Source organism: Vibrio sp. B183, from assembly GCF_000740665.1.
Taxonomy (GTDB): Bacteria; Pseudomonadota; Gammaproteobacteria; order Enterobacterales; family Vibrionaceae; genus Vibrio; species Vibrio coralliilyticus.
The window spans coordinates 19,986-34,836 of the sequence record NZ_JPQB01000002.1 but is presented as its reverse complement, the minus strand read 5'-3'; the positions used below and the strand labels follow the sequence as shown (position 1 = coordinate 34,836).

At 46.9% G+C, this 14,851-nt stretch carries 16 protein-coding genes; 8 read left to right on the top strand and 8 right to left on the bottom strand.

What is annotated here, in order from left to right; translation table 11 throughout:
- Nucleotides 1-7: 7 nt before the first annotated feature.
- The 6 genes from hisB (at nt 8) to IX95_RS00275 (ending at nt 4,689) form a co-directional block, all read left to right on the top strand.
- On the top strand, nt 8-1,081 hold the full coding sequence (hisB, locus tag IX95_RS00300; RefSeq protein WP_038155917.1) for a bifunctional histidinol-phosphatase/imidazoleglycerol-phosphate dehydratase HisB: 1,074 nt from the start codon (nt 8-10) through the stop codon (nt 1,079-1,081).
- A 26-nt stretch (nt 1,082-1,107) separates the two neighbouring features.
- The gene (gene hisH, locus IX95_RS00295) at nt 1,108-1,722 is read left to right on the top strand and encodes an imidazole glycerol phosphate synthase subunit HisH (RefSeq protein WP_038155915.1); all 615 of its coding nucleotides are present in this window, start codon (nt 1,108-1,110) and stop codon (nt 1,720-1,722) included.
- Nucleotides 1,723-1,734: 12 nt separating this feature from the next.
- On the top strand, nt 1,735-2,472 hold the full coding sequence (gene hisA / locus IX95_RS00290) for a 1-(5-phosphoribosyl)-5-[(5-phosphoribosylamino)methylideneamino]imidazole-4-carboxamide isomerase (RefSeq protein ID WP_038155910.1): 738 nt from the start codon (nt 1,735-1,737) through the stop codon (nt 2,470-2,472).
- Complete coding sequence (hisF, locus tag IX95_RS00285) at nt 2,454-3,227, top strand: imidazole glycerol phosphate synthase subunit HisF (RefSeq protein ID WP_038155908.1); 774 nt, start codon at nt 2,454-2,456, stop codon at nt 3,225-3,227. The genes hisA and hisF overlap by 19 nt, the downstream gene beginning before the upstream one ends.
- On the top strand, nt 3,224-3,859 hold the full coding sequence (gene hisIE / locus IX95_RS00280) for a bifunctional phosphoribosyl-AMP cyclohydrolase/phosphoribosyl-ATP diphosphatase HisIE (RefSeq protein WP_006962772.1): 636 nt from the start codon (nt 3,224-3,226) through the stop codon (nt 3,857-3,859). Before hisF ends, hisIE begins: the two co-directional genes overlap by 4 nt.
- Nucleotides 3,860-3,945: 86 nt before the next feature.
- Nucleotides 3,946-4,689, top strand: a complete 744-nt coding sequence (locus IX95_RS00275) for a YebC/PmpR family DNA-binding transcriptional regulator (RefSeq protein ID WP_006962771.1) — start codon at nt 3,946-3,948, stop codon at nt 4,687-4,689.
- A gap of 66 nt (nt 4,690-4,755) precedes the next feature.
- Here IX95_RS00275 and IX95_RS00270 read toward each other — a convergent pair whose 3' ends face one another.
- Nucleotides 4,756-5,970 (bottom strand): putative manganese transporter, encoded by a 1,215-nt coding sequence (locus IX95_RS00270; protein ID WP_038155906.1) that lies wholly within the window; start codon nt 5,968-5,970, stop codon nt 4,756-4,758.
- A gap of 184 nt (nt 5,971-6,154) precedes the next feature.
- Here IX95_RS00270 and IX95_RS00265 point away from each other — a divergent pair, with 184 nt between their 5' ends.
- Together IX95_RS00265 and IX95_RS00260 are read left to right on the top strand one after the other, a co-directional pair.
- Nucleotides 6,155-7,060, top strand: a complete 906-nt coding sequence (locus IX95_RS00265; RefSeq protein ID WP_019277079.1) for a manganese-dependent inorganic pyrophosphatase — start codon at nt 6,155-6,157, stop codon at nt 7,058-7,060.
- Between the two features lie 70 nt (nt 7,061-7,130).
- The gene (locus IX95_RS00260) at nt 7,131-7,520 is read left to right on the top strand and encodes a DUF2750 domain-containing protein (RefSeq protein WP_038155901.1); all 390 of its coding nucleotides are present in this window, start codon (nt 7,131-7,133) and stop codon (nt 7,518-7,520) included.
- 9 nt (nt 7,521-7,529) lie between these two features.
- On the opposite strand, the gene IX95_RS00255 is transcribed toward IX95_RS00260, so the two are convergent.
- From IX95_RS00255 to pspF, 7 genes are all read right to left on the bottom strand, one after another.
- Nucleotides 7,530-8,315 (bottom strand): DUF2927 domain-containing protein, encoded by a 786-nt coding sequence (locus IX95_RS00255; RefSeq protein WP_038155899.1) that lies wholly within the window; start codon nt 8,313-8,315, stop codon nt 7,530-7,532.
- 28 nt (nt 8,316-8,343) lie between these two features.
- Nucleotides 8,344-9,129 carry a peptide ABC transporter ATP-binding protein gene (locus tag IX95_RS00250; protein WP_006962766.1) on the bottom strand — a complete coding sequence of 262 codons (786 nt, stop codon included), beginning with the start codon at nt 9,127-9,129 and terminating at the stop codon, nt 8,344-8,346.
- Nucleotides 9,126-10,124, bottom strand: a complete 999-nt coding sequence (locus IX95_RS00245) for a peptide ABC transporter ATP-binding protein (RefSeq protein ID WP_006962765.1) — start codon at nt 10,122-10,124, stop codon at nt 9,126-9,128. The genes IX95_RS00250 and IX95_RS00245 overlap by 4 nt, the downstream gene beginning before the upstream one ends.
- Nucleotides 10,124-11,011: a putrescine export ABC transporter permease SapC gene (gene sapC / locus IX95_RS00240; RefSeq protein WP_038155897.1), complete on the bottom strand. Its 888-nt coding sequence runs from the start codon at nt 11,009-11,011 to the stop codon at nt 10,124-10,126. Before sapC ends, IX95_RS00245 begins: the two co-directional genes overlap by 1 nt.
- Nucleotides 10,998-11,960 (bottom strand): ABC transporter permease, encoded by a 963-nt coding sequence (locus IX95_RS00235; protein WP_038155895.1) that lies wholly within the window; start codon nt 11,958-11,960, stop codon nt 10,998-11,000. Before IX95_RS00235 ends, sapC begins: the two co-directional genes overlap by 14 nt.
- Nucleotides 11,960-13,579 (bottom strand): ABC transporter substrate-binding protein, encoded by a 1,620-nt coding sequence (locus IX95_RS00230; RefSeq protein ID WP_038155892.1) that lies wholly within the window; start codon nt 13,577-13,579, stop codon nt 11,960-11,962. Before IX95_RS00230 ends, IX95_RS00235 begins: the two co-directional genes overlap by 1 nt.
- 109 nt (nt 13,580-13,688) lie before the next feature.
- Complete coding sequence (gene pspF / locus IX95_RS00225) at nt 13,689-14,687, bottom strand: phage shock protein operon transcriptional activator (protein ID WP_038155890.1); 999 nt, start codon at nt 14,685-14,687, stop codon at nt 13,689-13,691.
- Nucleotides 14,688-14,851 lie beyond the last annotated feature (164 nt).

Genomic DNA, 14,851 nt, shown 5'->3' with positions numbered 1-14,851 from the left:
AGTTCGAGTGAGCAAACAACAAAAAATCCTTTTTATTGACCGTGATGGCACCTTAATTGTTGAGCCGCCGGTTGATTTTCAAGTAGACCGTTTAGATAAACTAAAACTAGAGCCATTTGTTATTCCGAGCCTGCTGTCGTTGCAGGATGCAGGATACCGTCTAGTGATGGTCACTAACCAAGACGGTTTGGGTACAGACAGCTACCCACAAGCAGATTTTGATGCACCGCACGATATGATGATGGAAATTTTCGAATCTCAAGGTGTGAAGTTTGATGATGTGCTGATCTGCCCTCACTTTGAAGAAGATAACTGCTCATGCCGAAAGCCTAAATTAGGCATGGTGAAAGAGTACCTTCAAGGTGGCAAAGTGGACTTCCAAAACTCTGTTGTGATTGGCGATCGTCAAACCGATCTCCAACTTGCAGAAAATATGGCAATTCGTGGCATTCAATACAACCCGGAAACCATGGGTTGGAAACAGATCCTGAAAGATCTGACGGTGAAAGCTCGCGTCGCTGAAGTGGTCCGTACTACGAAAGAAACTGATATTAAAGTCGCGGTCAATCTTGATGACCAAGGCGGTAATGATATTTCTACTGGTCTAGGCTTTTTTGACCACATGTTGGATCAAATCGCAACACATGGTGGATTTAAGATGGTGTGTAAAGTGGAGGGCGACCTACACATTGACGATCACCACTCAGTGGAAGACACGGCACTTGCGTTGGGCCAAGCGCTAAAAGAAGCGCTAGGTGATAAGCGTGGTATTGGCCGATTTGGCTTTAGCCTGCCAATGGATGAGTGTTTGGCGCAATGTGCTCTAGACCTGTCAGGGCGTCCTTACCTTAAGTTCGACGCGAAGTTCAGCCGTGAGCAAGTCGGTGACCTTTCAACCGAGATGGTGGTTCACTTCTTCCGCTCTCTAACTGACACCCTAGCGTGTACGCTGCACCTTTCTTCTGATGGCGACAATGATCACCACATCATTGAGAGTCTATTTAAAGCGTTTGGTCGTACTCTGCGCCAAGCAATCAAAGTAGAAGGCACTGAGCTACCAAGTAGTAAAGGCGTGCTGTAAGGCTAACGCTAGCAAGGAGAAAAACAGTGACAGAGCAGAAAGTTGTCATTATCGATACTGGCTGTGCCAACGTTTCTTCGGTGAAGTTTGCCATTGAACGCCTAGGCTATGACGTAACGATTTCAAAAGACCCACAAGTTGTATTGTCGGCAGATAAGCTATTCCTACCGGGTGTAGGAACCGCAAGTGAAGCAATGAAAAACCTAGCTGAGCGTGATCTTATCAGCTTGGTAAAACAGGTAGAGAAGCCGCTGTTAGGTATCTGTTTAGGCATGCAACTGTTAGGTAAAGTGTCTCAAGAGAAAGGACAGAAAGCGGACGAGTTGGTTGAGTGTCTTGGACTTTGCAATGGCGAAGTGAAGCTACTACAAACTGGTGATTTACCGCTGCCGCATATGGGCTGGAACACAGTCTCTGCAAAATCAGGCAACCCGTTGTTCAAAGGCATTGAAGAAGGCGAGTACTTCTACTTTGTACACAGTTTTGCCATGCCAGTAGGGGACTACACCATTGCAGAATGTGAATACGGAAATCCGTTCACTGCAGCGGTGCAAAGCGGTAATTACTACGGCGTGCAATTCCACCCTGAGCGTTCTTCAAAAGCGGGCGCGAAGCTTATTCAAAACTTCTTAGAATTATAAAAGGGATTTAGTGTGATTATTCCAGCTCTTGATTTAATTGAAGGACAGGTGGTTCGCCTTTATCAAGGTGATTACGGCCAAGTTACCGAATACAAAGTTGATCCAGCAGAGCAGTTTAACTTGTACCACCAAGCGGGTGCTAACTGGCTTCACTTAGTCGATCTAACGGGCGCAAAAGACACCACAGCGCGCCAACTGGACTTGATTGCAAAGCTATTAGCAAGTACGCCAGCGAATATCCAAATCGGTGGTGGCGTGCGTACAGAGCAAGACGTGATTGATCTGCTAGAGGCAGGCGCACAGCGCGTTGTAGTAGGTTCTACAGCAGTCAAACAGCCAGAGCTAGTGAAAGGTTGGATGGAAAAGTATGGTGCAGAGAAAATTGTTCTTGCACTCGACATCAATATCGACCAAGACGGCACGCGTAAAGTGGCAATCTCCGGCTGGCAAGAAGACTCAGGCGTGACGATTGAAGCTCTAATCGATGACTACCTAACGGTAGGTCTGCAACACGTGCTTTGTACTGACATTTCTCGTGACGGTACGCTAGAAGGCTCAAACGTAGAGCTTTATGTTGACCTATGTAAACAGTACCCACAAGTGCAGTTCCAATCTTCAGGCGGTATCGGATCGCTAGCAGATATCGAAGCACTAAAAGGCAGTGGTGTGGCAGGCGTGATTGTTGGTCGTGCATTGTTAGATGGTAAGTTCACAGCAGAGGAGGCGTTTGCATGTTGGCAAAGCGAATAATTCCATGTCTTGATGTTCGTGATGGACAAGTGGTAAAGGGAGTTCAGTTCCGTAACCATGAAATCATTGGCGACATCGTTCCTCTGGCACAGCGTTATGCGGAAGAGGGCGCAGACGAGCTTGTGTTCTACGATATTACTGCTTCAAGTGATGGTCGTGTCGTCGATAAAAGTTGGGTCGCTCGCGTTGCTGAAGTGATTGATATTCCTTTCTGTGTCGCTGGTGGTATTAAATCAGCGGAAGACGCAGCGCGCATTCTTGAGTTTGGTGCAGACAAAGTGTCTATCAACTCTCCTGCATTGGCGAACCCGCAACTGATTACTGACCTTGCTGATAAGTTTGGTGTGCAATGTATCGTCGTTGGTATCGATTCTTACTACGATAAAGAGACAGGTAAGTATCAGGTTTACCAGTTTACTGGCGATGAAGAACGCACTAAAGCGACCCAATGGGAAACGCGTGATTGGGTGCAAGAAGTGCAAAAGCGTGGCGCTGGTGAAATCGTATTGAACATGATGAACCAAGATGGTGTGCGTAACGGTTACGATATCGAGCAGCTAAACATGGTGCGTGAAGTGTGTAACGTACCGCTGATTGCATCAGGTGGTGCAGGTGCCATGGAGCACTTTGCAGAAGCTTACCATAAAGCAAATGTGGATGGTGCGCTTGCTGCATCGGTATTCCACAAACAGGTCATCAACATTGGTGAACTAAAGCAGTATTTGAAACAACAAGGTATTGAGGTGCGACTATGAGTTTGAACACCACCGAAGTCAGCTCTCTAGCTGAGCGCATCAACTGGGACAAGGTGGATGGTTTAGTGCCTGCCATCGTACAAGATTTCCAATCAAGCCAAGTGCTGATGATGGGTTACATGAACCAAGATGCGTTGGCAAAAACGGGTGAAACGGGTCAAGTGACGTTTTTCTCTCGTACCAAACAGCGTCTTTGGACCAAAGGTGAGACCTCAGGCAACGTGTTGCAATTGGTGAACATGCAGTTAGATTGCGATAACGATACGTTGCTGGTGAAAGTGAATCCCATTGGTCCTACGTGTCACTTGGGCAACACCACTTGCTGGGACGTCGATCCACAAGAGGAGTCGCAAATGGTGTGGCTTCATCAACTTGAGCAGTTATTGGCTGCCCGCAAGAGTGCCGACCCTGATTCCTCTTATACTGCCAACCTTTATTCCCGTGGCACCAAGCGTATTTCGCAGAAAGTGGGCGAAGAAGGCGTTGAAGTCGCGCTTGCGGCGACGTCGGGTGACAAGGCGGAGTTAGTGTGTGAGTCAGCGGATTTGATTTATCACTTACTGGTTCTACTTCAGGATCAAGGTTTATCAATGAACGACGTGGTTAATAAGCTGAAAGAGCGTCACAAGTAAAGCTGTCTGCATTGTGATAAACTGAAGAAAATTCAAAGCCGTAAGCATCACTTACGGCTTTTCTTTTTGTTAGGGAGTATTCATTTATGGCTGGTCATAGTAAATGGGCTAACATCCGTCACCGCAAAGCAGCACAAGATGCAAAGCGCGGTAAGATTTTCACTAAACTGATCCGAGAAATCGTAGTTGCAGCTAAAGAAGGTGGCGGTGAGCCAGAGAATAACCCACGCCTTCGCGCTGCTATCGACAAAGCTCTTTCCAATAACATGACGCGTGATACGGTGAATCGCGCAGTGTCTCGTGGTGCTGGTGGTGAAGGGGACGATGGCATGGAAACCGTCATCTACGAAGGATATGGGCCTGGTGGTACCGCGGTAATGGTTGAGTGTATGACAGACAATCGTAATCGAACTGTGTCTGGTGTCCGTCATGCATTTTCTAAGGCAGGCGGAAACCTAGGTACGGATGGCAGCGTAAACTATCTGTTCGATAAGAAAGGCGTGATCTCTTATGCTCCCGGATTAGACGAAGATGAAGTGATGGAAGTGGCACTCGACAGTGGCGCAGATGATATTGAGACAGCAGAAAATGGCGCCATTGATGTCTTTACCGAGCCTCATGATTTTGGTGCCGTAAAAGATGCACTCGATGCTGCTGGGTTCGAAGCGGCAAACGCTGAAGTATCACTGATTCCATCGACTAAAGCTGAGTTAGACGCTGATACCGCGCCGAAGTTACTTCGTTTGATCGATGCATTGGAAGACTTAGATGATGTTCAGGAGGTCTACCATAATGGCGACATTTCTGACGAGGTAGCAGCAACGCTATAACGTAGGTTGATCAAAAACGCCCTCAATTGAGGGCGTTTTCGTATTTACGTATTAGCCAACACGTTATTATATCTCGAATAAGAAATAGTAGCCGTAGCCGACGAACAGCGCAGGAATAGCGGAATAGATCGTCGCCACCAGTGCAGCCCTTGGTGCCAGAGCGATAGCTGGGAATAGTGCATCGCCATCGTTTGAAATCGCGTTGGCTAATTGAGCTGACAGTGGCGCGGCGCCTGAAATATATAAGCTGGTTACCAGAATTTGAGGCCCACACCCAGGCAGCATACCAACCGCTAGCCCCATCAGTGGCATCCACACTCCCCAACCGGAAAAGGTAGCGGCTAAATCGATGTGACCAAAGAAAGCAATCAGCTCGAATGCCATAAAGGCCAGAATAACCCATGCGGTAACGAAGTTTGTATCCTGAGCCGCTTTCTGTAGAGGATGTGATGAAACGGTCTTCTTATCTTCTGATACTGTTGACTCGTAATCTTTGATTTCTTTAGTCAGCGACCAAAGCAGCATACTCAAAATGATCAGCCCTGCACCGAGCCACTCAATGCTCATAGCAGGCAGAGAAAGAAGCTCATTGATATCGACCTGGAATGAACCCAATACTGCTACCACAGTCGCAGGAACGATGAGCCACTTCCAGAAGGCTCCTTGCAGGTTGATGGCTTTCTTTTCAAGACCAGAAGGATCGCTTGCTTCTGAACGACAACAAAATTTGTCCGCAAGCACCGACTTAACGGTCGGCCTTAGGAAATCATCTTGGTGAATAGCGTTGACGACCCATCCAGACACCGAGCCTACCACAACACCCAGTGCAACAACGGCCAAACCAATATCAGGTTTACTGGCCAACAGTAGAAAGGCAGCATCACCCATAGTGGACGTTAATACTGCGACAATCGCGCCAAAGCCAACCCGTCCGCTGACAAATTGAGTCGTTACTATAATGGCACCGCCACACCCAGGCAGGGCGCCCAGTAAGGCAGCAAAGAAAACCTGATAGCTACGAGAGCTCTGGTATAGGTTAACCAGCTTGCTCTCCTTGTTCATCCACAGGGAAACGTAGTGATAGATGACCAGAGTAAAAGCAACGTAGGCAGACACTGCCCAGAAGGCATCAGACAGAGTAGAAACGGTGACTTCACGTGTCGTTTCACTCAGTACCAGTGCCAGTAGAGCCACAGGCAGGAGAAGGCGTTTATAGGCAGGCCGAAACTGGGAAAAAGACAGCCAACCTGGCAGTGTTTGAGAAAGTCTTATCGAGTCCATTGAGCTTTAAATGCAAATACGAATAATTCTCAATATATGTTAATGAGAATTATTTGCAACTAAAAGTTGTGATTTACACTTTTCTTTTTGCTAACTCATGACAAATTTCAAAATTCAGGTAAAGTATCGGCCTTTGTGAGTAATTGCCCAATACGGGCCTATTTAAGTCGTAATAGGAAAAAAGATGATTCTAGTTGTAGGTCACAAGAACCCTGATAGTGATAGCATCTGTAGTGCATTGGTAGCAACTGAGCTGCTAAAAGCTCGTGGCGTTGAAGCAATGCCAATTCGCCAAGGCGAAATCAACCGTGAAACACAGCACATTCTTGAAGTCGCAGGCGCGGAAGTACCTGAACTTCGCACCTCTGTTGCTGGTGAGAAAATTTGGTTGGTTGACTACTCAGATCTAGCACAAGCACCGGATGACGTGGCTGAAGCAGAAATCTTAGGTATTGTTGACCACCACCGCCTAGGTGATGTTATGACTGTAAACCCAATGGAAGCGTGGATTTGGCCTGTTGGTTGTACGAACACAGTACTTTTCAACATGTTCAAAATTGAAGGTCATGAAATCTCACCGCAAATCGCTAAGCTAATGATGTCTGCTATCCTGTCTGACACCGTCGGCTTTGCTTCTCCAACTTGCACACAGAAAGATAAAGATGCTGTTGAAGAGCTAGCGAAAATTGCAGACGTATGTGATGTTGACGCTTTCATCAAAGATCTTCTTATCGCAAAAACAAACATCGAAGGTCTTTCTGCAGCTGAACTTGTAGAAAAAGATCTGAAAGGCTATCCATTTAACGGCCGTGATGTTGTTGTCGGTCAGGTTGAACTTGCGACTCTAGAGCAAGTAGACGGCATGATTGAAGCGCTGGAATCTGATCTAGAACGCCGCTGTGCTGAAGAAAGCCTAGCCTTTGCTGCAGTAATGCTAACTGACATCACTACAGCTCAAACTCGTCTACTATACAAAGGTGAGTGGGCAGAGAAACTGACTCAGCACGAGCAAGACGGCATGCTGATGATGGAAAACACGCTAAGCCGTAAGAAGCAAGGTTGGCCTTGGCTTCAGACTGAACTGGCTTAATTTCGCCGGTTCATTAACAAAATTCGACGCCCACGGACTTCCGTGGGCGTTTTATTTGAGGAGTAAGGAAATGTCAGAACCACTTTCACCGCAGCAGATTGCATCCGTGCTTAAAATGCGTGAAGACGAGCGCCTGAAGTACACAGTCAAAGAAATCGCGAAGCATAGAAAAGTTTGGATTCTTACTGATGAACACGGCTGTGTCATGCTCAACACTGAAGATGAGGATTGTGTCCCTGTTTGGCCTCACGAAGAGTTTGCCAATCAGTGGGCAACGGGTGATTGGGAACACTGTAAAGCAGAGTCGATCTCGACGGCAAAATGGTTTAGCCGATGGACTTACGGCCTTGAAGACGATGAATTGGCAATCGTAGTCTTCCCAAACCAAAATGAAGAAGGTTTAGTGCTCTATCCGGATGAGTTCGAGTTTGAGCTGAAAAAGCAGGAAAACAAGCGCTAATCGAGCTGGTTAATACCCTGCGATCTGGAACAACTCACCCGACTTGGACACAGCAACGGCGTCATTCAGCACTCCTTGGCGTTGATACTGATCCAATATCTTCTTAGCGAGCTTTTTCACTTGAGCTCGCTCCATCCCTGGCTCTAACGTTGGGTCATAAAGCATTTTCAATAGAATAACATCTAACGGTGAAAGCAGATCCTCGGGCGTTTCATCATTGAAAATGGATGGATAGGCTGACTCGGCATCATTGGGCAGTCCCATCACCTGAGTGATTTCTTCTACGATACAAGCCAACAACTTTCCATGCTCTCTTGCTTGGTCGACCGGAATAATGACAGTTGCAGAATCAATTTCACTCGTGACCTGGTTTACCCGATACCCCGCTTTGCAAAGGGCGCCATGAATGTTTTTGAGAGCACTTGGGCCGATTTCTTTTTCGATATCTTTTCGCCAGTCTGATTCTCGGGTATAGATCCAGATGATATTGGCCTGTTCTCTTCTGGATACACGTTCGATTGGGTGGCGAGTTATCGACGAGAGATCTCTAAGTTGAGCATTGGTTAGCTCATCATGGAGATCTTGGTCAGCTACTTTGTGTTCAACCCAAACCTTGATCGGTTTTTTCCATTTAACCAGAGGTTTATTGCCCTCTGAGTATTCGTTCTTTAACGCGACATCTAGAAATGCCTGATTGACAAAGCCAGGATCTAACCAAGTTTTGGTGGTGGTGTAAGCTAGTGCGGGGCTGAATAGAAGCAAACCAAATACGAACCCAATCGCTATCCTTAGCATGTGGGACTCCTGTCAATCTTCAAACAGATTACTTAAAACAGGTCGCTTTATTGAAGTGGCTTTCCACCATACGTTGAGTGATGATGTTGTCTGGGCAGCTTAGAATCTGCTGAGTTTCTCCTGCTTCGACCACTTCACCATTATGCATGACCATCACCTTGTCTGTGATGTGTTTCACGACCCCCAGATGCTGCGATACGTAGATAAACGACACACCCATCTCTTCCTGTAATTCTAAGAATAGGTTAATAATCTGGGAACGCATGGCCATATCAAGACCATTCAGGGCTTCATCGGCAACAATAATCGAAGGTTGTAGAATCAAAGCACGTGCTAAGCATATACGCTGTTTCTGTCCTGCTGCTAACATCTGCGGATAAAAGTAGGCGTGTTCAGGAAGTAGGCCGACTCTAAGCAAAACATCTTTGACTCGCTTCATACGCGCTTCAGGCGTCATATTGGTGTTTCGTTTTAAAGGGCCTTCAAGAATTCGACCAATTTGAATGCGTGGGTTGAGCGAGGTATTTGGGTCCTGAAAGATCATCCGAATCAACTTACAGCGAGTAGAGTAATCTTTGTGTTCTAAAAGCTCGCCATTGACTCGAATTTCGCCGGCTGTGGGCTCGACCATACCTGCTAACATGCGCGCTAACGTCGACTTTCCAGAACCATTTTGGCCGATGAAACCAAGGGTTTGGCCGGCTTCAAGCGTAAAACTGACAGGCTTCACTGCTTGATGGACCTTTTTACGAAATAAGCCTGAACGAGTGACGAATTCTTTGCTCAGGCCATTAACTTCTAGCAGCGCACTCATACTTTTTTCTTCTCCATATTCAGTGGGAAGTGGCAGGCGAACTTGTGGTTCTTAACTCGTCGTGTCATTGGCATCTCAACACACTGGCGCTGTGCATAAGGACAACGTGGTCCGAGTCGGCAGCCAATCGGTAAGTGCTGCAATGGAGGGATGGTACCGGGTAGAGATTGTAGCTTCTCTTTGTGAGGGATCCACTCACTGAAGTCCGGCATCGCTTTGAGTAAAGCTACCGTGTACGGATGTTTTGGCTTCTCTAAAATCTTTTTGGTGTCTGCGGATTCAACGGACTGGCCACAGTACATTACCGTAATCCTGGTCGCCCATTGAGTAATGGTTGTCAGATCGTGGCCGATCAGCATGATCGACGTGTTGTTGACCTGATTCATGCGACTTAGCAGACGAAGGATCTGCGACTGAGTGATTGGGTCGAGGTCATTGGTTGGCTCGTCGGCAATCAGAAGCTTAGGTTTTGCTGCGATAGCCATGGCAATCATGATTTTCTGACATTCACCGTCAGTCAGCTCATACGGGTAGCTAGACATGATCTGCTCGTGGTTTTTGATCCCAACCTTGTGCAATAGAGTGACTGCCTGTTTTTTACGCCACTTAAAGCGTTCCCACCATTTGCCATCAAAAGAATGCGCGGGAATCGATTCGATCAGCTGGCTGCCCACTTCTTCCGAAGGATCAAGACAGGTTGATGGTTCCTGAAAGATCATCGCGATATCGCGTGCGATTACGCGGCGACGTTCTTTTGGGGTCAGTTGGAGTAAATCAACATTGCCCAGACGCATTCGGTCTGCCGTCACTTTCCAGTTTTCTTTACATACGCCAACAATCGCTTTAGCAACTAGGCTTTTTCCTGAGCCAGACTCGCCCACCAAACCTCGAATTTCCCCTTCGTTCATGGTGAGGCTCATACGATCTACGGCTTTCATCAGCCCTTGAGGTGTTTCAATCTCAATCGTCAGGTGGCGAATATCTAGTAATGGCATTATTCGATCCCCGCGTTGAGTGCCTGACGAACCCCTTCGCCGACTAAGTTGATGACTATCACGATAAACATGATGGCGAGGCCCGGCAATGTCACAGTCCAAGGTGCTAAGTAGATTAACTCTACCGAATCACCAAGAATGGCTCCCCATTCCGTGCTAGGCGCTTGTGCGCCTAAGCCAAGAAAACCAAGGGCGGTGATATCAAGAATGGCGATCGATAAGGCGAGTGTGACTTCAGAAGCAATCACCACCAAAATATTGGGCAGGATTGAGTTCCAAAGCAGATAGAAGTCGTTTGCTCCATCAAGGCGTGCCGCCATGATGTAATCTTTTTCCACTTCTGTGTGCACGGCAATGTAAACCGAGCGAACGAATCTAGGTATCAACGCAAGGCATATAGCGAGGAGAATATTGAATTCGCCGAAACCCAGAAAGGCGACAAATATGATCGCGAGTAGCAGCGAGGGAATCGACATAACCGTGTCTAGTAGGTGGTTAAGCGTACTCGAGATGAGTCCTTTGGTCATTCCGGCTAAAATACCAATCAAGCAGCCAACTACGGTTGCGATGAGGGTAATGATGACTGCAGCACCAAACGTCAGTTGAGAGCCAACAATGAGACGAGACAGAATATCTCTGCCCAAATCATCTGTGCCAAGGAAGTATTCAACAGTACCTGCGGGATTCCATGATGGCGGAACCAGTAGCTCACCCGTTTGAGCTTGAGGATCATGCGGTGCAAGCCAAGGAGAGGCGAGGGTCACTATGATGATTAAGCCAAGGCACCAGAGCCCAAACATTGCCAGGCCATTAGCTCGATAGCTGCGCCAGAATCGCTCGAACTGGGTTGGGATCTGTTCTTCCTGATATACGTTATCGGTTAGCATACCACTCTTTCCTTACTAACGGATTGACCATAGCACCGATCAAATCTGAAAGAATATTAGCAGTCAGAACTAACGTTGCGACCACAATAACACCTGCTTGAATCGAGACGTAATCTTGATTAGACAACGCATCCAAAAGCCAGCGTCCGATGCCAGGCCAGTTAAAGATCGACTCGGTGATGATGGCCAGCGTTAACATACTTGAAAGCTGCACCCCAATCTTAGGAATGATTGGTGGGATAGCATTCCTCAATACGTGTTGAGTAACAATCTCATGTGTTGAAAGACCCTTGATACGCGCCGCACGGATGTAGTTTTGCCCCATGACTTCTGCTACCGAGGTGCGCATTAAACCGATGACTTGTGTTGTTGGTGCAAGCGCGAGTACCAAACAAGGCAGCATTAGGTGCTCCAGCACACTCTGCAGTGCGTGGGCGCGGTATTCACCACGAGTGAAAAAGGCATCCACAATGGCAAAGCCAGTGATGTGGTCAATTTCATAGAGTAGGTCGTAGCGGCCAGCAACGGGGAATATTTCAAAGTGCAGCGAAAACGCCATGATCATCAAGAGCGCGACCCAGAAAATCGGCGCTGAGTAGCCAGACATAGAGGTAAAGGAGATCGCGGTATCAATCCATTTACCCTGTTTCATGCCGGCCAAGGTTCCAATTGGAATGCCAACCATAAGAGAAAGGACAAAGGCGATCAAGCACAGCTCTAATGTCGCTGGAAAGACTAACGCCAGTTCGTCGGCAATAGGAACACCGCTTTTGGTGACGCCAAAGTTTAGGTGCATTAACTCGCCAATATAGGTCATCCAGCCGGGCCAGAAATCCTGAATTGCCCACGGAGAGTTAGGGTCGAGTCTAAGCAGACTAAAACCGACCATGGTCAGGATGAGCAAAGTGATGATAAACAGGTTGATACGTCGAACAGTATAGAGAAACATTATTTGACCCTCTCTACTGCATCGAAAGGTTGTGCGTTAAATGGACTCACCTTAAACCCTTGTAACGAAGCATCATAAGCTTGGAATTGCATGCCGTGACTGAGTGGGATCACAGGGAATTCTTCATTAAGAATGTTTTGCGCTTGCTTGTATAGGTTTAGACGGTAGCGTGGCTTGTCGACTTCCAAAGCAAGGTCGAGTAGGAAGTCGAAATCAGAATTACACCAGCTTGACACGTTTAGCCCCACTCTTTTTGAGTCACATGACAGTAGTGGTCGCAAGAAATTATCTGGGTCACCTGTATTGGCAATCCAGCCTGTTAGATAGAGGTCGATATTGGCGTTGCTGGCAACGTCAGTGCGATCGTAGCGATCATCGGTGAGCAGATTGAGGGTAATACCAATGTCGGCCAGATTTGCTTGGATCAGCTCAGCAGTTTTGCGTGGGCTTGGGTTGTATGCTCTTGGTTCCAGCGGTACTGACATGGTTAGCTCTAACCCTTTATCGAACCCTGCTTCTTTAATCAATGCAATGGCGTAATTTCGGTCGTAACGAATCTGGACACTGTCTTTTAGGTAAGCCCAAGAACTGGGTGGAAGAACAGAGTATGCTTGACTACCGGTACCGTAATAAACTGATTCCAGTATGTTTTGGCGGTTAATCGCGTAGTTGAGCGCTTTACGTACTCGTGGATCGTTGAGCGCTGGGTGAGTCGTATTGACGGCAATAAACGAAATGTTCATCGCGGGTTTCGCCATCAATTCAATATCATCCTGCTGCTCAATGATGGGTATTTGGCTAGAGAGCGGTGAATTTAACACATCGCACTCATTGCGCAGCAACTTAGCGAGTGTGCCGGTACCACGGTGAGAAATATCGAACACCACCTGAGCCATTTTAGGACGACCTTTCCAGTAATCATTATGGCGCTTCAAACGTACTAAATCGTTGACCTGAAAATCATCGAGGTAGAATGGGCCGGTCCCGACAGGGTGGCTATCAAGCATCGCTTTGTCATCGGTCAATTCAAGCGTGCTGGCGTATTCCGCCGAATGAATTACTGCATGGCTGGTAGCAATGTTGGATAAAAAAGTATTGTCTGGGCGGCTTAAGGTGAATCGGACTTGGTATTCAGATATGGCCTTTACATCAATCAAGAGATTTTGAAAGTCGATACCACTAAACCAAGGGTACAAGCCGCTGCCAACGTAATGATAAGGGTGTGTAGAATCGATGATCCGGCGGAAGCTGAATATGACATCTTCCGCATTCATTGGACGTTTTGGGGTAAACCACGCGGTCTTCTGAAACTTCACGCCCTTACGCAAATTAAAAGTGTATTCCGTACCTGCTTTGTTCACTGACCAACTGGTTGCAAGGTTTGGTATCGGCTTGAAGTTATTCGAGTCCAATGTCAGCAGAGTATCGAAGAGCTGCGGGCTCAATGTTTCAGATGTAATCCCGCTATCGACCAATTGAGGGTTAAAACTCGTCGGACCACCTTGACCACAGTAAACGAAGCCGTTTTGACGAATTTTGTTGTGATCAAGTTCTTCACCGCAGCCTGTAAGCAGGGTGACGCCGAAGATACTCAATGTCAGTTGAATGAATGCTTTCATAGAAAGAACAATTGCCGGAGACAAAGCATAATAGAACTCCCCATTATGCCCTAAGATCTCAGTAATTTACCATTATTAGTTTATGGTTTTTAAAATAACGTACGCACGATCAGGAGAGTGTCGAGAGGTCGTACTTTCTGATCATCCCTCTTAGCTGATGATAGCTCAGACCCAGCATATCGGCCGCTTTCCGTTGGTTAAACTTACTTTGTTCCAGCACTGCCTTTAGTAGATGGATGTCTTGATTCTCTTGCCAAGCTTTATAATCCATTGGAAAGGAAAAATTCGTGCTGGCGATTTCTGGTTCCGTTTCTTCAATGGCTTCTTCAGGCTCAGGTTGCCATTCGGTCGCAAAGGGATCGAAGATTAGGTCATGAATCGGGTGTTCTTGTTGTCCGTGTTGATAAACCGCTCGTTCGATGACATTTTTTAGCTCTCGAACGTTACCCGGCCATTGGTAATCGAGCAATGCTTGTTCTGCTTTGGGAGAGAAACCAACGAAGTAATCAAAGCTTAGCTCACGACACATTTTTATTGCATAGTATTCAGCTAACAGCAGAATGTCCTCTTTGCGCTGGCGTAGGGGCGGTAAATGAATGACATCAAACGCCAGTCTATCGAGCAAGTCTGCTCTGAATTCACCATTGGCTGCCATCTCAGGCAGATTAGCGTTGGTTGCGCAGACTAGCCGAACATTCGCATTGAGCAATTGATGTCCGCCAACACGCTCATACTGGCCGTATTCGATTACTCTGAGTAGTTTCTCTTGTACCAGCAGTGGAGCAGTAGCCAGTTCGTCCAAAAACAAGGTGCCATTCTCCGCTCGCTCAAATCGGCCTTTGTGCCGGCCTTTAGATCCTGTAAACGCGCCTTGTTCATGACCAAAGAGCTCTGAATCGATAAGGCCTTCGCTTAGTGTCGAACAATTCAGGGATATCAGCGATTGATCCCAACGTTTGGAGAGATAATGCAGGCGTTGAGCAATCAATTCTTTACCTGTTCCTCGCTCACCAATGATCAATATCGGTCGTTCAATGGCGGCCAGTTTCGACACTTTATCAAGTACCGAAAGGAAAGCGGGTGACTCGCCGATGAGATTTTGTTGCATGAAACCACTCCGTTGGTGAAATTTACCTACTGTTAGTTAAATTCATCATAGATTAGATTTAATTACAATGGTTGTTTTCGTAACTTAATGTTTTATATGAATTTATAAGTTGGCACGCATCTTGGTTACTAGATAAGTAAGTGAAACCTACAATGAACATCAGA